Source organism: Nonomuraea sp. NBC_00507 (assembly GCF_036013525.1).
In the GTDB taxonomy this organism is placed as follows: Bacteria; Actinomycetota; Actinomycetes; order Streptosporangiales; family Streptosporangiaceae; genus Nonomuraea.
The window spans coordinates 11,888,033-11,905,192 of record NZ_CP107853.1; the positions used below are offsets into that span (position 1 = coordinate 11,888,033).

Here is a 17,160-nt window from a genome sequence, read left to right on the forward strand (position 1 = left end):
GGAAGCCTAACCCGCTGAGGGGGTCAGGCGGCGGGCGAGCCAGGCGAGGGCGAGCGGGTAGCGGTATTCGATGCCGCCGTGGCCGGCGTCGAAGAGCTCGAAATAGACCCGCTCGTCCGGTACGCCGGCCGCCTCGAGCGCCCGGCGGAACGCGACCGCGCCGAAGTCCAGGAAGTATTCGTCCTTGTTGCCGGCGTCCACCCAGATGGCCCGCATCGACCGCAACGCCTCGGCGTACTTCGGCTCGCGGGCCATCACGACGGGATCATGGTCCAGCCAGCGCCGCCAGACGTCCGGCACGATCGCGCCGGTGTCGTCGAACGGCAGGTGCACGGCCCCGTCCTCGTCGGCCGAGTACGCGGCCGCATAGGCGTACATCTCCAGCAGCTCCAGGTCGCCGTCCTTGGTGCCGGCCAGCCGGCCGCGGAAGTCGGCGAGGAACTTGACGTACGACCCGTCGTACATGTCCCGGAGCTTGCGCGCCAGCCCGGGGAACGACGGCAGCGCGCTGACCTCGAACAACGCGTCACCCGCGTGCGTGGCGAGGGCGCCGAACACGTCCGGCGCCAGCATGGCGGTCACCATGGCGCCGTACCCGCCGCTCGACTTGCCGGTGACCGCGCGATGATCGCGATCGGGGATCGTGCGGTAGTGCGTGTCCACCCACGGGACGACCTCGTCACGCAGGTAGGAGTGGTAGCGGCCGGTGGCGGGCGAGTCCACGTATTGGCTGCCGCCGAGGGCGGTCCACGCGTCCACGTACACGACGATCACCGGCGGCGCCTCGCCGTTCGCGAACACGGCGTCGGCCAGTTCCGGGTACGGCCGGCGGAACGGCGCCCGGTTCAGCCACATCGTGACGTGGCCGGTGTAGCCGAGCAGCACGTAGACGGAGGGGTAGCGGCGCTCGGGCGCGTCATCGTAGCCCGGTGGCACGTACACCAGCAGCGGCCGCTCGTGCGGGTCGCCCAGAGGGTTGTCACGCAGCAGGGCGCTGTCGATCACGTGGTGGTCGAGACGGCCGGCCAGCTCGGCGGACCAGGGCAGCATGGGATTTCCCTCCAGGGCTCAGCCGACGGACGAGGTCACCGTGTCCACGCCCGTCTGGGTGACGGCGCGTCCGGACACGAGGACGAGTGTGAGGTTACGCAGGTCGGCGATGCGCTCGAGCGGGTCACCGCGCACCGCGATGAGGTCGGCTCGCTTGCCGGCCTCCAGGGTGCCGGTCACCGCGCCGACCCCGCAGGCGTCGGCGGCCCGCGCGGTGGCCATCTCGACGATCTCCGCGGTGCCGAATCCGGCCTGCTCGAACACCTCCAGCCCGGCCACGTACGCATCGGTGTCGTTGGCCACGCCCGCCGCGGCGAATCCGGAGTCGGTGCCCGCGATGAGCCGCACCCCGGCCGCCCGCATGGCCACGACCCCGTCCAGCCAGGCGTCGAGCATCTCGGAGCCGAATTTGTCGCGCAGCCGCCAGACCACGCCGTGCACGGTCGGGCAGACGTACGTGCCGCCGGCCGCGACCAGGTCGGCCAGCTCGGGGTCGTAGCGGTGGCCGGAGGGGGTGAAGAACGAGCAGTGCTCGATGGTCGCCACGCCGGCCTCGACCGCGCTGCGGATCGCGGCGTGCGCGTGGGCGTGGGCGGCCACGCCCTTGCCGCGCGTGGCGGCCTCCTCGACGATCGCGCGGATGTGCTCGGTGCTGTATTGGCACACCCAGCTGGGTGGCGCGCCCGGTGTCATCTGGCCGCCCGAGACCATCACCTTCAGGCAGTCGGCGCCGGCGCGCAGGTTCTCCCTGGCGACGCGGCGGATGGCGGGCACGTCGTCGGCCTCGCCGCCCATGTACCAGCAGTGGCCGCCGGTGATCGTGATCGGCCTGGTCGCGGCCAGGAGGTGCGGGCCGACGGCCAGACCCTCCTCGATCGCGTCACGTAACGCCAGGTCGAGGAAGCCGCGCCCGCCGAGGTCGCGAGCCGTGGTGACGCCCGCCGAGATGAGCTTGCGCGCGTTCTCGGCCATGCGCAGCAGCAGGTGATGGTCGCTCTCGGCGCTGCGCCGCGTCACCGGGTCGACAGTGGCGTCGAACCCGAGGTGCACGTGCGCGTCGATCAGGCCGGGAAGCACCGTGTGGCCGGGCAGGTCGAGGACCTCGCCGGCGCTTCCTCGCGGTCCCACGGAGACGATCTCGCCGGCGTCACCGGCGCTGCCGCGCGGTCCCACGGAGACGATCTCGGCGCCGTCCACGGCGACCTCGCCGTCCTGGATCACCTCACCCGGACGCCCGGTGAGCACCCTGTCGGCGCGAATGATCCGCATGCACCCCAGCCTGCCACACGGGCTCCGGCCCCCGGCCCCCAGTCTTAAGGCCGTGGGAAGGCGATCGTAAGGGCGGCCCGGCACCTTGGGAGCGTCGACATTTCAGTTCTACGAGGGACGGCAGCGATGAGCCAGACCGCCGACCACGCCATCACGCGCGTGTTCGACGCGCCGCTCGGCCTGGTGTGGGCCGCGTGGACCGAGCCGGAGCGCTTCTCCCAATGGTTCGGGCCCCGGATGATGGCCACGCCGGTCGGCCGGCTGACCCTGGACGCCTGGCCCGGCGGGGTCTGGCGGGCCACGTTGGCCGGCGACGAGGGATTCGAGGTGACGGTGGACGGCACCTACCGCGAGGTGCGCAAGCCCGTGCGGCTGGTGTTCACGACCGGCGACCCGGACGATCCGGGCGACGGGCCCGCGTCCGTGGTGACGATTGACCTCGCGGACGTGGGCGGCAAGACCGAGATGCGCTTCCGCCAGCACGGTGTGCAGGTCGAGCCGACGGGCTGGATGGAGTTCTTCGACCGCCTGGCCGAGCACCTCACAGCAGCTTCGGAGCGTCCTCCAGCTTGAGCGCGGCGCCGTCGGCGTACGCGGCCGCGAACGCCTCCTCGCCGAGCGCGTCGCGTACCCGCGCCGAGATCCGCTCGATCTCGGACAGCTCCCACGGCCCCGCGGGCGTCTGATGATGCTCCCTGGCCGCGGCCGCCAGACCCAGCAACCTGGCGGCCTTCTCGGTCGCCCCCGAAGCCGAGGCCGCGGCCTCCACCACGGATACGGCAGACCTGGGGTCGCCGATCTTTTGGGAGGCCGCCAGCGCCTCCGCGTGCAGCGCCAGCGCCTCGGCCGGATCGCCGCGTCGCTCCGCCAGGTGGCCCAGCTCGAGGAGCACGTCCGGCAGGAACATGACGGGCTCGACCTCAGGGCCGCGTGGCACCCCTTCCAGCAGGCGGTGCAGGTGTTCCTCGGCCAGCTCCAGCCGCCCCGCCCGGCGCGCGGCGTAGGCCAGGCCCAGCTCCGCCTGCGTCTCGCCGTCCTTGTAGCCCTGGTCGGCGGCCAGCTTCATGGCCCGCTCGCTGATCTCGATGGCACGGTCGTAGTCGCCGCTCTGCATCGCGATCCAGCCGAGCCAGGCGGTGCGCGTGGCGACCTCGGGCCACAGGCCGAGGTCCTCCGCCATCCGCAGCCCCTCGCCGAACAGCCGGTTGGCCCGCTCGGTGTCATGGGCCATCTCGGCCACCGACGCCTGCCATTCCGTGGCCTGCAGCAGGCCCCAGCGGTCGCCGAGCTCGGTGAACAACTGGACGCTCTCCCCGGCGAGGCGTTCCAGCGCCTCGACGTCCCGCTGGGTGAAGGCGTCCATGGCCTGCCTGGCGAGCGCGACGGCCACGCCCCATCGGTCGCCGACCGCCCGGAACGTGGTCAGCGCCCGGCGCATCAGCTCCTGCCCCGTCGCCATGTCCCCGACGTGCAGGCTGAGGAACATCTCGGCCCTGGCCCGCTCGCCGGGATCCGCGACGGCCTCCAGCGCGGGCCCCCACGCGACCTGCTCGCCGAGCGTGACCGCGAACCCGGCGTGCCAGGCCGCCGCCCTGGCCCTGGGCGCGGAGGGCTCGGCCTCGACGGACAGGGCCGCCGCCAGCGACCGTCTGCCCTCGGCCAGCCTGCCGCGCAGGAACCAGTACCAGGTCAGCGCGTTCACCAGCCGCGCCGCACCGTCGGCGTCCTTCATGGCGATGGCCGTGTCGAGCGCGGTCCGCATGTTGGCCGCCTCGGCGTCCAGGCGCAGCAGCCAGTCCCGCTGCTCGTGCCCGTACAGCTTCGGCTCGGCCTGTTCGGCGAGCGCCAGGTAGTGACGCAGGTGCGCGAGGCGTACCCCGTCGAGCTCGCCCGCGTCGGACAACCGGGCGAGACTGTACGCCGACACCGACTCCAGCAAGCGGTACCTGACCCCCGAGGGGGTGTCCACCACGACCACGAGGGAGCGGTCGACGAGCCTGGCCAGCAGGTCGAGCACGTCGAGCCCCGGCTCCCCGCAGACGGACTCGGCCGCCTCCAGCGTGCACCCCTCGGCGTGCGCGGCCAGGCGGCGCAGGACGCGGCGCTCCTCGTCGGACAGCAGGTCCCAGCTCCAGTCGATCACCGCGGTCAGCGTCTGCTGGCGGGCCGGGGCGCCACGCTGCCCGGAGGCCAGCAGCCGGAACCTGTCGTCGAGCCTGGCCACCACGCCGTGCACGCCGAGCGCGCGCACTCGGGTCGCGGCCAGCTCCAGCGCCAGCGGGATGCCGTCCAGCCGCCGGCACAGCTGGGCGACGGCCTGCGCGTTGCCCGCGTCCAGCGCGAAGCCGCGGGCGGCAGCCGCGGCGCGGGTCACGAACAGCCGGACGGCCTCCGAACGCGCCATGACCGTCAGGTCGGCGCTCGCAGGCACGTCGAGCGGCGGCACGCTCCACAACACCTCACCGTCCACGGCCAGCGGCTCCCTGCTGGTGGCCAGGATCCGGAGCCCGGGGCAGGCCCGAAGGAGCAGCTCGGCCAGCTCGGCGACCTCCTCGACCACGTGCTCGCAGTTGTCGAGGACGAGCAGCATGCGGCGCTGCCTGAGCGCGCCGACGAGCTGCCCCGCCACGTCGGCGGCGTCGGCTCCTTCCCTGATGTCCAGCGCTGTCATGACCGCCTCCGCCGGGGCGCGCGCCGCCTGCTCCAGCCCTGCCTGAACCCCCTGATCGAGCTCGACCAGCCAGGCGCCGTCCGCGAAGGCGTCCAGCAGTTGGTTCGCCGCCGCCAGCGCGAGCCGGGTCTTGCCGACCCCGCCGCTGCCGGTGAGCGTCACCAGCCGCTCCTCCCCGACCAGCGCGCACACCTCGGCCAGGGCCTCGTCCCTGCCGATCAGCTTGCTGAGCGCGGCGGGCAGGTTCGTCAGCGGCCGGTCGGCGGGCACGCTGAGCGACGGATCCTGCCCGAGTATCGCCTGGTGGAGCGCGACCAGGTCAGGCCCGGGGTCGAGACCGAGCTCGTCGGCCAGCCGCTCGCGCAGCTCGCCGTAGCTCGCCAGCGCCTCGCTCTGGCGTCCCGCCCGGTACAGCGCCCGCATGTGCACGGCACGCAGCCGCTCCCTGAGCGGATGGCGGGCCACCAGGTCGCCGAGCTCCCCCACCAGCAACCCGTGCTCTCCCAGCTCCAGCCGCGCCTCGGCGTGCTGCTCCAGCGCCGACAGCCGCTGCTCCTCCAACCGGACGATGGCCGACCTGGTGTATTCCTCATCGGCGAAGTCGGCGTACGCCGGTCCCCGCCACAGGCCCAGCGCCTCGCCCAGCAGCTTGGCCCTCGTCCGCGGGCTGTCGGCGGCCTCGGCCTGCGTCAGCAGATGCGCGAAGCGTTCGGCGTCCAGGGCGCCGGGGTCGGGGCGCAGCAGGTAGCCGGGGGCGCGGGAGACCACGAGGTTTTTGGCCCCGGGCTCGGCGTCCTCGAGCGCCTTGCGTAGTTGCGAGACGCGTACCTGCAGCGCGCCCGCCGGGTTGCCCGGCGGCTCCTCACCCCACAGGTCGTCGACCAGCCGGTCCACGGACACCGGGTGACCTTCGTGGACGAGAAGGTCCACGAGCAGCGCCCGGACCTTGAGTCCGGGGATCGTGACGACCTCCCCGGCGTCGGTCCACACACCCAGCGGTCCCAGCACCCCAAAACGCATGCTCGTCACCCTATGCGCGGCCTTAAGTCCACGAAAAGAACATCGGAAGACCCGTACCGGACCGTGGAGGCAACGCTCGGCGCCACCGCCTCGCAGCAACTGTGGATCATGGACGTGTACTCGTTCTTTTTGGCCGGCTTTGGTGACCATGGGGACGCTGGGCGACAGGATCGGCCGACGAGAATCTATGGCTACCCGTAGAACTGTGGGTTCTCTGGGCCGATCGGTTGCGACTGAAGGTAATCGGACGGTAATTTTCAGTCACAGCCGGGCGCCTGACTGGTGCCCGGTCCCCGCCCCCAGTGGTGTCCACACCAACGGGACAGTGTCCGGCGGGGCGGTGGCCCAAGAGCCGCACTCCCTCCAGGAATGCGAAGTCAGGCCCCGACAACGCGGTTCTCAAGCCACGGTCCGCCCGGCTCGCCGGACGGACGCGGCATCGGCTTCCACCGGATCGCTTCCCGACTTCGGCCGGCAGGCGACGAGGCTACGCCGATGTCCGTTTTACTCATGTAAACACAGGGAGCCGAAGACGCTTCTCATGATCGGCGCGGCGTTCGGCGTCTCGTCCGTGCTGGCCCGCGCCACCTTCACCACCGGACTCACCACGGTGGCCGCGGTCGGCACGATCATCTTCGCCGCCCTGGCCGTCGCCACGATCGCGGTCCTGCGGCGGCACGACACCGCCGCGTGACCCTTGAGCCCATCGCCGGACTCAGTCATCCCGTGCCGAGGGCGGTGCTTTCCTGGCCGACCCCCGGAAGAGCTCGGCATCGTAGCGACGGTCGTTGTCGTCGAGTTTCGCCTTCGCCGCCTCCACCAGGTCCACGCCCAGCACGTCGGCCAGCCGTATCAGGTAAAGCGTCACATCGCCCAGTTCGGTGCGCATCCTGGCGAGCGCATCGGGATCCGGACTCCGCGACTCGTCGGCGGTGAGCCACTGGAACTCCGCCACCAGCTCCCCCACCTCACCCGCCAGCGCCATCACGAGGTTCTTGGGTGTGTGAAACTGCTCCCAGTCCCTGACCCGGGCGAACTCGCGCAACCGTACGGCAAGGTGCTCCAACTCCGTCGTCACGACGCACGACCTTACCCAGACCCGCCGACGTCGACCGCCCGGGCACTCCCGGCTCGGGCGGTTCAAACACAAGATCGATGGAAGTGGCAGCGTGTACGCTTCCGCGCGTGTCGGAATTATCGGTGCCTGGCTACGAAATCAAGGGCGTACTGGGGCAGGGCGGCTTCGGCGTCGTGTACCTCGCCCTGCAGTCGGCCGTGGGCCGTGAGGTCGCGCTCAAGGTCGACAACCGGGTCCTGCTGTCCGAGCGCGACCGGCGCCGTTTCCTCCGCGAGGTCACGGCGGCCGGTGCCCTGTCCGGCCACCCCCACGTCGTCCCCGTCTACGACGCCGGACTGCTGCCCGACGGGCGGCCGTACATGGTGCTGGAGCTGTGCCCCGGCGGCTCACTGGCCGGCCGCCGCCTCAGCCCTGCCGAGGCCCGCGACGTCGGCGTACGCATCGCCGACGCCCTGGCCGCCGCACACGCGCAAGGCGTCCTGCACCGCGACGTCAAGCCCGGCAACATCCTCGTCAATCGGTACGGCCAGGTGGCCCTGTCGGACTTCGGCCTGGCCACCATGCCCGCCTCCGGCCCCGAAGCGTCCGTGACCCGCGAGTCGCTGACCCCGTCCTACGCGCCGCCCGAAGCTTTCGAACTGGCCGAGCCGAGCCCGGCCGGTGACGTGTACGCCCTGGCGGCCACCATCTACGCCCTGCTGTCCGGCCGCCCGCCGCGCTTCCCGGAGAGCGGTGTGCCGAACCTGGCCATGATCCTGGCCCTGCACCGCCTCCCGGTCCCCGACATCCCCGGCGTACCACTCGAACTGACCGCCGTGCTGCGTCAGGCCCTGGCGAGCGACCCCCGCCAGCGCACGCCCAGCGCCGCCGCCTTCCGCGACGCCCTCGCCGCCGTCCCGCTGGGCCCGTCGTCAGGCCGCCACGCCGCCCCTCCGCCGGGCTCCCACGCCGCCGTGCCGTTCACACCCTCCGTACCATCGTCCGTCGACCGGCCGGTACCCCCGCAGACGCCGCTGGTCGCGCCCCAGCACACCAACCCGCCTCTGGGCAGCCAGCCGGACACCCGGCCACCCACACCCCATGGCATCAACAAGGCCCTGGTCGCGATCACCGCCGCCCTGACCCTGGTCATCGTGGTAGGCGGCGGAGCAGTCATCTACACGCAGATCTTCGAGCAGCCGGACGGGACCCCACAGGCCCAGCCCAGCAGCACGGCGGCCACGCAAAAGACCAAGAAGCCCGCGCAAGAGCCGGCCAGCGTCTTCACCGGCCTGGACACCTACACGGAGAACTGCCCGGCCGCCAGGGTGCGCGGCGCCGGCGCGGCTTGCGTACGGGAGTCGGAGTGCTGGGGCGGCATGGTCATCATCGTGGGCGATACGAAGGCCAGGCGGCTCGGCTGCGAGGAGACCCACTCATGGGAGACCTTCGCGGTCGCCCCCATCCCCAAGGACGCCGAGACCTATGTGCAGCAGGACCTTGCCAAACATCCGACGGTGAAGCGCGTCTGCAGCCGGGCTGTGCTGCTCGCCAGCAGGGTCGGCACGGCAAGGGCCATCGCCACCGCCCGGTGGTCGTCCGACGTCATGCCACCGTCTCAGGCTCAGTTCGAGGACGGGGTCCGCTTCTATCGTTGCGTCGGCAGGGTGAACGGCCAGGAACCCCGCAGGTCCTTCTTCCACTGACCTTCCACCGACGGAGATGACTCAACCGTTTCCACGGCAGCTGTGCTGCGGTGGCGGCCGTGCGGCCAGGACGCGGCCGGGGCGGAGCTATCCCCGCCACCCTGCCCGGCCGAGGATCTCATCGATCATCGGCCCTTTGGCCTCCGCGTAATAGTTGATGTCACGCCACTCCCGCTGCGCCAGCTCCCGCTTCGTCGCGGCGTAGAGCTCCCGATCCGTCTCGCTCGCCCGAAGCCGGTCCCGGAAAGCGAAGTACCGCCGCACCTCGACATGACCAGGCGGATAACAGTGCAGGTTCACCTGCTCATCGGGCTCGCCGGTGCGCAGGCAACGGTGCTCCGGCTCACGAACACGCAGGTCATAGCCCGCCGCCTGAAGATCAGGCAGGTACGCCGGCTCGTCATCCGGGTCGTCGATGCCGACGACGATGTCGATGATCGGCTTCGCGGCGAGGCCGGGCACTGAGGTGGAGCCGATGTGCTCGATCAGCCGCGCACGATCCCCCAGGATCGCCCGCAGCTCGGCGGCACGGCGTTCGAAGCGGGCCGGCCATCCGGGGTCGTAGTCGGCGAGGGTCACCTTCGTGGGACGCAGTCCGTGGACCAGCACGGCGGACAGCGTGGAGTCATCAAGCGCATCGGGCATCTTCACAGCCTTCCTGTGGGCAGCGGGCCAACGTACGTCGAAGTCCGAACCATGGTCAAGCTCGGCCGCGGAATCGTTCGGTGGCGTCGATGAGCCGGTGCAGCGTGGCCGGTTCGAAGGAGCTTCCGCGCCCCGGTGAACGGGTGGGAGGCCGAACGTGGCCACCAGGTCCGGGCCCCCACCAAAGACGACAATGCGGACAAGGCCCGTGTCCGTCACGGTGAGCACGCCAAGCCCGAAGGCGTGGTAGGTGCCGTCGCCATCCCGGTGGTAGGCGGCTGCGGCGGGCTGTCCGTTAGCGAGGGTAGGGATCATCCGCCAGTCCCCTGGGGACCCGATGACGTGGGCCAGGAAACGCAGGCACGTCACACGACCGGCTGCGGGAGGAGAGGGAGTCTCAGCATCGGTTCCGGGACTCCCTCTTGTTACCTGACTAGAAGTCGAACTCTCCAGCCTTCGCCCCGCTCGTAAACGCTGTCCACGCTGCCGCGGTCACCACGAAAGGGTGCATGTCGGGCCGCTCGGTGTCCCTGACGGCAACACGGCCGCCAGACAGCGGTGCCACCTCCAGGCATTCGCCGTTGTCGCCCGAGAACGAGGACTTCCGCCACTTGGCGCTCTCAAGTTCCTCGTTCAGCTCCAGTTCCATTCCTGCTCCAGCCTTTCTCGGATCTTTCGGATGGAATGACTTTGGGGAAGTGCCTCGGCGCGGCAGGTTTGATATCGAAGGGCAAGCGCCTCGACCTCTGCCGCTCCATCCCATACTTTCCCGGAAACCGGGCTGTCCACGAAGGCGGCGGTCGGCCCGCAGGTCGTGTGCGCGATCACGAAGCCTCCCAGGAGACCGGCCGTGACACGGGCACTGAACGGGAGGATCTGGATCGTGACGGGACTACGAGCCCGCGCGAAGCGCCCCATGGCGAAGACCTTGCGCGCCGGAGGCGCGCCAGGAAGGACAGTCCGAGCGATAGCGAGGTCCGCTCAGAGTGGGCTCCCGTCAGCCCACCGCGTAACCAGGCAAGGGGTGGGCGATGGCGCCGAAGGCGGGGGGTGCGCCGGAGGCGCCTGATCAAAGACGTCTGAGCTCCCATGGCGCGAAGCGCCTCCCCGCGAAGTCCTTTCGGGGTGGGGTCCCGGCAGCCCACCTGGTAATTGGGCAACGGGTGGGTGCGGGCGGGGGACCTACTCGTACCTGGCCGTGCTCTCCCGGACGATCAGTTCGGTGGCCAGTTCCACCCGCTTGGTCTCCGGCACCTCGCCCCGCCCCATCGCCAGCACCGTACGGGTGGCCAGCGCCGCCATCTCCTGCAGCGGTTGGCGCACCGTGGTCAGAGGCGGCCAGGCCGACTTGGCCAAGGGCAGGTCGTCGAAGCCGACCACGCTCAGGTCCTCGGGCACGCGCAGACCCCGCTGCCGGGCCGCCTCGAAGACGCCGAAGGCCATCAGGTCACTGCCGGCGAAGATGGCGGTCGGAGGGGATGGCAGGGACAGCAGGGCGTGGCCCTCGTCGTGGCCCGAGTCCACCAGGAACGTTCCGCGTCTTATCAACTCGGGGACGACGGGCACGCCGGCCGTTTCCAACGCCGCGCGGTAGCCGTCGATGCGGGCCTGGCTGCAGAGCATGTCGGCGGGGCCGCTGATCATGCCGATTCTGCGGTGGCCCAGCTCGAGGAGGTGCCGGGTGGCGGCCAGGCCGCCGTTCCAGTTCGTCGCCCCCACCGAGACCACGCCCGGGGCCGGCTCGCCTTCCGGGTCCACTACCGCGAACGGCAGGGAGCGGGCGCTCAGCTGGGACTGGATGCCGGTGGACAGGCGGGAGGCGACGATCACCACGCCGTCCGTCCTGCGGGCGGCCAGCCGTTCCAGCCAGTCCCGTCCCGGACCGGCGTGGGTGTGCAGGACCGAGATGACCACGCTGGCGCCGGCCTCGTGGGCGGCGCTCTCCGCGCCGCGGACGATCTCCATGGCCCAGGGTGACTCGATCTCGGCGAAGACCAGGTCGACCAAGCCGGCAGGGGTGTCGTCCTGGCTTACGCGGCGTTGGTAACCGTGTTCTTGGAGTAGTCGTTCGACCCGATGGCGGGTCGCCGGGGCGACCTCCGGGCGCCCGTTGATGACCTTGGAGACCGTGGGGATGGACACTCCGGCCTCTTCCGCGATCAGTGCGATCGTGACCCGCCTCTTCGCTGACACGATCGGGAGTGTAGCCGAAAGTTTCGGTTTGGCGTCGCTCGGGGCCGAGGTGTTGACGCTTTACGTGGCGTTTACTTAAGCTCCGGTCAAAGAAATTATCGGGGGTGTCACGAAACTTTCGCTGGTCACTTGAGGAAGGGACCCCTATGAAACGCAGTGTGGTGTTGATCGCGACCGCCGTGCTCGTAGCCGGTTGTGGTGGTGGCGGTGGGGGAACCGCGACCTCCCCGAGCCAGGGCGGCGGATCGCCGGCGAAGGTCACGCTCGAGTGGTGGCACCTCTCGACCGCCGAGCCCCTCAAGACGCAGTGGGCGCAGCGGGCCAAGGAATTCGAGGCCAAGAACCCGAACGTCACCATCAAGGCCACCGTTCTGGAGAACGACGCCTACAAGGCCAAGCTCACCACGCTCACCCAGTCGGGCAAGGCGCCCGACATCTTCGCCTCGTGGGGCGGCGGCGTGTTGAAGCAGCAGATCGACGCGGGGCTCGTCAAGGACATCACCGGCGACGTCGCCGACGTCCTGCCGAACTTCACGCCCGCGGCACTCAGCGCGTACCAGCTCGACGGTAAGACGTACGGACTGCCCACCGACATCGGCATGGTGGGTTTCTGGTACAACAAGAAACTTTTCGAGAAGGCAGGCATCACCGAGCCGCCGGCCACCTGGGCGGCGTTCCTCGAGGACGTCAAGAAGCTCAAGGCGGCGGGCGTCACCCCGATCGCCCTGGCCGGCAAGGAGAAGTGGCCCGGGCACTACTACTGGGCCTACCTCGCCATGCGCATCGCCGGACTCGACGCGCTCAAGCAGGCCGCGGTGGACAAGGACTTCACCAAGCCCGACTTCATCGCCGCGGGGCAGCAGGTGAAGGCACTGGCCGACCTGCAGCCGTTCCAGAAGGGCTTCCTCGGCGCGGCCTACTCGACCCCTGACGGTCAGTCGGCCACGGTGAGCAACGGCAAGGCCGCCATGGAGTTGATGGGTCAGTGGGCGCCGGCCGTTCAGAAGGACTCCGGCAAGGGTCTCGGCGACGACCTCGGTTTCTTCCCCTTCCCTGCCGTCGAGGGCGGCAAGGGCTCGGCCACGGACGCGTTCGGCGGAGGCGGCGGCCTGGTCGTGGGGGCGGACGCCCCCAAGGAGGCCCTGGACTTCGTGAAGTTCATGACCGAGATGGGCAACCACTCCAAGGCCGTGGAGGCCGGCGGCGTGCTGCCGGTGCTCAAGGGCGAGGAGAGCGCGGTCAAGGACCCGAACCTCAAGCAGGTGGCGACCATGCTGGCGAGCGCCGGCGGCTACCAGCTCTACCTCGACCAGGCGTACCCGCCGGCTGTCGGCCAGCAGGTCAATGACAGCGTGGCCGAACTGATCGCCGGCACCAAGACGCCGGAGGAAGTGGGCGCCGACATCACCGAAGTGGCCAAGAGCGAAGAATGACGATACTCACCCGAGGGCCGGAAGCGGTCAAGCTTCCGGTCCCCGCCCCTGCCGTCAAGAAACGCGGCAGGTGGCTGACGATCACCCTGTTCCTGCTGCCCGCATTCGTGCTGTTCCTCCTGCTGGTGGTGGCCCCGATCCTGGTGGCCGGCTACTCCAGCGCGTTCCGGTGGAACGGGTTCGGCGGGCTGCCGACCAACTTCATCGGCTTCGACAACTTCACCCGGTTGTTCGGCACCGAAATTTTCGCTCAGGACCTGTGGCACCTGCTGGTGCTGGTGCTGTTCTCGGTGTGCGTCCAGCTGCCGTTCTCGCTGGCCATCGCGATGCTGCTGAACCAGCGCATTCGCGGGCGGGCGCTCTATCGGGTGGTGTTCTTCGCGCCGTACGTGCTCTCCGAAGTGATCACCGGCGTGCTGTTCTCGCTGATCCTCTCGCCCGGGACCGGCATGGCGAACCGGCTGCTGTCGGTGTTCGGGATCGAGTCGGAGTGGCTGGCCGACCCCAACACCGTGATGCCTTCGCTGTTCCTGGTCATGACGTGGAAATATTTCGGCTTCCACATGATGATCTATCTGGCGGGCCGGCAGAACATCCCGAACGAGCTCATCGAGGCCGCCCAGATCGACGGCGCGAGCACCTGGAAGACGTTCAGGCACATCACGCTGCCGCTGCTCGGCCCGACGATCAGGATCAGCATCTTCCTGTCCGTCATCTACACCATTCAGCTGTTCGACCTCGTCTGGATCCTCACCGGGGGCGGTCCTTCGCACTCGTCCGAGACGATGGCCGTGACCATGATGGAGTACGGCTTCAAACGCTCCCAGGTCGGCTACGCCAGCGCGATCAGCGTCGTGATGTTCGTGCTCAGCCTCGTCTTCGCCCTCATTTACCAGCGTTTCGTGATGCGCCGCGACCTCGAGGGCGCCACCACCAACATCGGAGGCCGCCGATGATCCATCGGAAGAAGGCCCCCGCCAGGACCAACACGCTGCCCATGCACGCGATCGCGTGGGTCGTGGGCGCGTTCATCCTCATCCCAGTGATCTACGCGTTCCTCGGCGGGTTCAAGGCCAACAGCGAGTTGTCGGGCAACCCGTTCGGGCTGCCGGAGACGTGGGTGACCGCCAACTACACCGACGTGCTCGGCTCCGGCTCATTCTGGCTGCAGATGTGGAACAGCACGTTCATCGCGGTCGCGACGACCGTCCTGACGGTCGCGCTGGCGGCGCTGGCGGGATTCATCTTCGCCAGGTACGCCTTCCGCGGCAGGGAGCTGCTGTTCACCGTGTTCACGGCGGGGCTGATGTTCCCCTTCGCGGTGGCCATCCTGCCGATCTTCGTGCTGCTGCGCACGTTCGGCCTGCTGGACAACCCGCTCGGCGTCATCCTGACGCAGGCGGCGTTCGGCCTGCCGCTGACCATCATCATCCTGCGCGGCTTCTTCAGGAGCATCCCGGGCGAAATCGAGGAGGCGGCCATCATCGACGGCTGCACCCCCTTCGGGTTCTTCTGGCGGATCCTGCTGCCGATGGCCCGGCCCGCCATCGCCACCGTCTCCGTGCTGGCCATCGTGGGCAGCTGGAACAACTTCATGCTGCCGCTGGTGGTCTTCAGCGAGGAGGCCAGCTGGACGCTCCCGCTCGGCATCCAGCAGTTCCAGGGCCAGTACGCCTCCGACACCGCCCGCATCCTCGCCTACCTCGTCCTGGCCATGGTTCCGGCGCTCGGGTTCTACGCCCTCGCGGAACGCCACTTGGTCGGCGGGCTCACCGCCGGCGCCACGAAGGGATGACCTCTTTACATGCTTCACGTATCCGGATCCCATCTCGTCACGGACGACAACACGCCGGTACGGCTTCGCGGGGTGGGCCTCGGGGGCTGGATGAACATGGAGAACTTCATCACCGGCTACCCGGCCAACGAGAGCTCGATGCGGCAGGCCGTACGCTCCGTCCTCGGTGACGAGCGGGCGGAGTTGTTCTTCGACCGGCTGCTGACCTCCTTCTTCACCGAGCAGGACGCGGCGCTGCTGGCCGACCTGGGCATGAATTGCGTGCGCATCCCGGTCAACTACCACCACTGGGAGGCCGACGACCGGCCCTTCGAGATCGACCCGCGCGGCTTCCGCCACCTGGACCGCGTGATCGGGCTGCTCGGCGAGCACGGCATCTACAGCGTGATCGACCTGCACGCGCTGCCCGGCTCGCAGAACCAGCACTGGCACTCCGACAACCCGACGCACGTGGCCGCGTTCTGGCAGCATCGCCACTTCCAGGACCGGGCGGTGCACCTGTGGGAGGCACTCGCCGACCACTACCGCGACAATCACTGGGTGGCCGGCTACAACCCGGTCAACGAGCCGGGCGACGTGTCCGGCAAGGCGATCGGGCCTTTCTACGATCGCCTGGTGAAGGCCATCCGGGCCGCGGATCCGCGTCACATCCTGTTCCTGGACGGCAACACGTACTCCACCGATTTCTCGATATTTCGCGAGATGTACGAGAACACGGTGTTCGTCATGCACGACTATGCGCTGGCCGGGTTCGCCCACGGCGGCCCCTATCCCGGCTACACGCGCGGCGAGTGGTGCGACAAGGCAGAGCTGGAGAAGACCTTCGCCAAGCGCTCCCGCTTCCAGCGCGAGACCGGCACGCCGCTGTGGGTGGGCGAGTTCGGGCCCGTCTACACCGGGGACCCGGCGGTCGACACGCAGCGGCTCCAGATTCTCCGCGACCAGCTGGAGATCTACGACGGCCAGGACGTGGGGTGGTCGTTGTGGACGTACAAGGACGTGGGATTGCAGGGGCTGGTGCACGCCTTGGGGCCGTACGTGCACCGGTTCGGCGGCTTCATCGCCAAGAAGCATCGGCTGGGCGCGGACCGCTGGGGCTCCACGATGGAGGAGTCCGCGGACGTGCTCGCCCCGCTGCACCAGTTGATCGAGACCGAGTTCCCCGGCTGGGATCCGTACCCATGGGGTGCTCGCTACCAGAGCGACGACCTGATCAGGCACATCCTGATCGCGCAGGCGCTGCTGCCCGAGTACGCCGAGCTTTTCCGGGGCCTCGGCGACGACGAGCTGATCGCGCTGGCCGATTCGTTCCTGCTGGAGCAGTGCATACGCCGGGAGCCGCTGCTCGAACTCCTGGCTGACAACCTGGCACGGTGACGAGGCCCACACCGTCACGCCTATCGCTTTCGGGCGCGTTCTCAGAGTAAGCTTCGCCTGCCCTAATTAAGGTAAGGCTTACCTCTGTGATCCGGGAGTGACGGTGTTCGCCAGTTACCTCATAGGACTGCGCGAAGGGCTCGAGGCGACGCTCGTCGTCTCGGTCCTCGTCGCTTTTCTCGTCAAGAGCGACCGCAAGGACAAGCTCCCACAGGTATGGGCCGGCGTCGGCGTGGCCGTCGCGTTGTCCGTCGGGTTCGGGGCGCTGCTGACGTTCACGGCCGCGCGCCTGGAGTACACGAGTCAGGAGCTGTTCGAGGCGATCGCCTCGCTGCTGGCGGTCGTGTTCGTCACCTGGATGATCTTCTGGATGCGGCGTGCGGCCCGCGCGCTCTCCGGGGAGCTGCGGGGCAAGCTCTCCGAGGCGCTCAAGGTGGGCTCGTTCGCCGTGGTCGTCATGGCGTTCCTGGCCGTCGCCAGGGAAGGGCTGGAGACCGCGCTGCTCTTCTTCGCCTCCGCCCAGGGTGCGGCCACGTCCGCGACGCCGTTGATCGGCATCACGCTGGGGGTGATCACCGCCGTCCTCATCGGCTGGGGCCTCTACGTCAGCGCCATCAAGATCAACCTCACCAGGTTCTTCACCTGGACCGGGCTGCTGCTCATCCTGGTGGCCGCGGGCATTCTCAAGTACGGCGTGCACGACCTGCAGGAGGCCGGCGTACTGCCCGGCCTGAGCACCTACGCCTTCGACATCAGCGGCGTGCTCCCCGCCGACTCCTGGTATGGCGCCCTGCTGACGGGCATGTTGAACATCACCCCGCAGCCGAGCGTTGTGGAGGTCGTGGCCTGGGCCGCGTACCTCGTTCCCACCCTCTTCCTCTTCCTCCGACCGCAGCGGAGCAAGACCACCCCGGCTCCCGCGTCCTCCGCGGCCTGAACAGGAG

At 69.5% G+C, this 17,160-nt stretch carries 16 protein-coding genes; 8 read left to right on the top strand and 8 right to left on the bottom strand.

What is annotated here, in order from left to right; all coding sequences use genetic code 11:
- Window positions 1-6 precede the first annotated feature (6 nt).
- Window positions 7-1,050 (bottom strand): alpha/beta hydrolase, encoded by a 1,044-nt coding sequence (locus tag OHA25_RS56545; RefSeq protein ID WP_327585036.1) that lies wholly within the window; start codon window positions 1,048-1,050, stop codon window positions 7-9.
- 18 nt (window positions 1,051-1,068) lie between these two features.
- A complete protein-coding gene (locus OHA25_RS56550) occupies window positions 1,069-2,319 on the bottom strand; it encodes a metal-dependent hydrolase family protein (protein WP_327585037.1) in 1,251 nt (416 codons plus the stop codon).
- Window positions 2,320-2,445: 126 nt separating this feature from the next.
- Between OHA25_RS56550 and OHA25_RS56555 the strand changes: the two genes are divergently transcribed.
- Entirely contained in the window at window positions 2,446-2,892 is a 447-nt protein-coding gene (locus OHA25_RS56555) for an SRPBCC family protein (protein ID WP_327585038.1), read from the top strand.
- Here OHA25_RS56555 and OHA25_RS56560 read toward each other — a convergent pair.
- Window positions 2,861-6,010, bottom strand: coding sequence for a BTAD domain-containing putative transcriptional regulator (locus tag OHA25_RS56560; protein WP_327585039.1), 3,150 nt, complete (start codon window positions 6,008-6,010; stop codon window positions 2,861-2,863). The genes OHA25_RS56555 and OHA25_RS56560 overlap by 32 nt on opposite strands.
- Window positions 6,011-6,551: 541 nt before the next feature.
- Here OHA25_RS56560 and OHA25_RS56565 point away from each other — a divergent pair.
- On the top strand, window positions 6,552-6,704 hold the full coding sequence (locus OHA25_RS56565; RefSeq protein ID WP_327585040.1) for a hypothetical protein: 153 nt from the start codon (window positions 6,552-6,554) through the stop codon (window positions 6,702-6,704).
- Between the two features lie 21 nt (window positions 6,705-6,725).
- On the opposite strand, the gene OHA25_RS56570 is transcribed toward OHA25_RS56565, so the two are convergent.
- Window positions 6,726-7,088 carry a nucleotide pyrophosphohydrolase gene (locus OHA25_RS56570; protein WP_327585041.1) on the bottom strand — a complete coding sequence of 121 codons (363 nt, stop codon included), beginning with the start codon at window positions 7,086-7,088 and terminating at the stop codon, window positions 6,726-6,728.
- A gap of 107 nt (window positions 7,089-7,195) precedes the next feature.
- Here OHA25_RS56570 and OHA25_RS56575 point away from each other — a divergent pair, with 107 nt between their 5' ends.
- A complete protein-coding gene (locus tag OHA25_RS56575) occupies window positions 7,196-8,773 on the top strand; it encodes a serine/threonine-protein kinase (RefSeq protein ID WP_327585042.1) in 1,578 nt (525 codons plus the stop codon).
- A gap of 87 nt (window positions 8,774-8,860) precedes the next feature.
- Here the strand turns inward: OHA25_RS56575 and OHA25_RS56580 are convergent, their stop codons facing one another.
- The 4 genes from OHA25_RS56580 to OHA25_RS56595 all read right to left on the bottom strand — a co-directional run bounded on the left by OHA25_RS56580 (window position 8,861) and on the right by OHA25_RS56595 (window position 11,611).
- A complete protein-coding gene (locus tag OHA25_RS56580) occupies window positions 8,861-9,418 on the bottom strand; it encodes a GrpB family protein (protein ID WP_327585043.1) in 558 nt (185 codons plus the stop codon).
- Window positions 9,419-9,851: 433 nt separating this feature from the next.
- Entirely contained in the window at window positions 9,852-10,067 is a 216-nt protein-coding gene (locus tag OHA25_RS56585; protein WP_327585044.1) for a DUF397 domain-containing protein, read from the bottom strand.
- On the bottom strand, window positions 10,052-10,336 hold the full coding sequence (locus OHA25_RS56590) for a Scr1 family TA system antitoxin-like transcriptional regulator (RefSeq protein ID WP_327585045.1): 285 nt from the start codon (window positions 10,334-10,336) through the stop codon (window positions 10,052-10,054). The genes OHA25_RS56585 and OHA25_RS56590 overlap by 16 nt, the downstream gene beginning before the upstream one ends.
- A 264-nt stretch (window positions 10,337-10,600) precedes the next feature.
- Window positions 10,601-11,611, bottom strand: coding sequence for a LacI family DNA-binding transcriptional regulator (locus OHA25_RS56595; RefSeq protein ID WP_305918500.1), 1,011 nt, complete (start codon window positions 11,609-11,611; stop codon window positions 10,601-10,603).
- A 146-nt stretch (window positions 11,612-11,757) separates the two neighbouring features.
- Between OHA25_RS56595 and OHA25_RS56600 the strand changes: the two genes are divergently transcribed.
- The 5 genes from OHA25_RS56600 to efeU all read left to right on the top strand — a co-directional run bounded on the left by OHA25_RS56600 (window position 11,758) and on the right by efeU (window position 17,153).
- Window positions 11,758-13,044, top strand: a complete 1,287-nt coding sequence (locus OHA25_RS56600; protein WP_327585046.1) for an extracellular solute-binding protein — start codon at window positions 11,758-11,760, stop codon at window positions 13,042-13,044.
- Window positions 13,041-14,000, top strand: coding sequence for a carbohydrate ABC transporter permease (locus tag OHA25_RS56605; protein WP_305918502.1), 960 nt, complete (start codon window positions 13,041-13,043; stop codon window positions 13,998-14,000). The genes OHA25_RS56600 and OHA25_RS56605 overlap by 4 nt, the downstream gene beginning before the upstream one ends.
- Entirely contained in the window at window positions 13,997-14,839 is an 843-nt protein-coding gene (locus OHA25_RS56610; RefSeq protein ID WP_327585047.1) for a carbohydrate ABC transporter permease, read from the top strand. The genes OHA25_RS56605 and OHA25_RS56610 overlap by 4 nt, the downstream gene beginning before the upstream one ends.
- A gap of 9 nt (window positions 14,840-14,848) precedes the next feature.
- Window positions 14,849-16,216, top strand: a complete 1,368-nt coding sequence (locus OHA25_RS56615; protein WP_327585048.1) for a glycoside hydrolase family 5 protein — start codon at window positions 14,849-14,851, stop codon at window positions 16,214-16,216.
- Window positions 16,217-16,319: 103 nt separating this feature from the next.
- Window positions 16,320-17,153: an iron uptake transporter permease EfeU gene (gene efeU / locus OHA25_RS56620; protein WP_327585049.1), complete on the top strand. Its 834-nt coding sequence runs from the start codon at window positions 16,320-16,322 to the stop codon at window positions 17,151-17,153.
- Window positions 17,154-17,160: the final 7 nt, after the last annotated feature.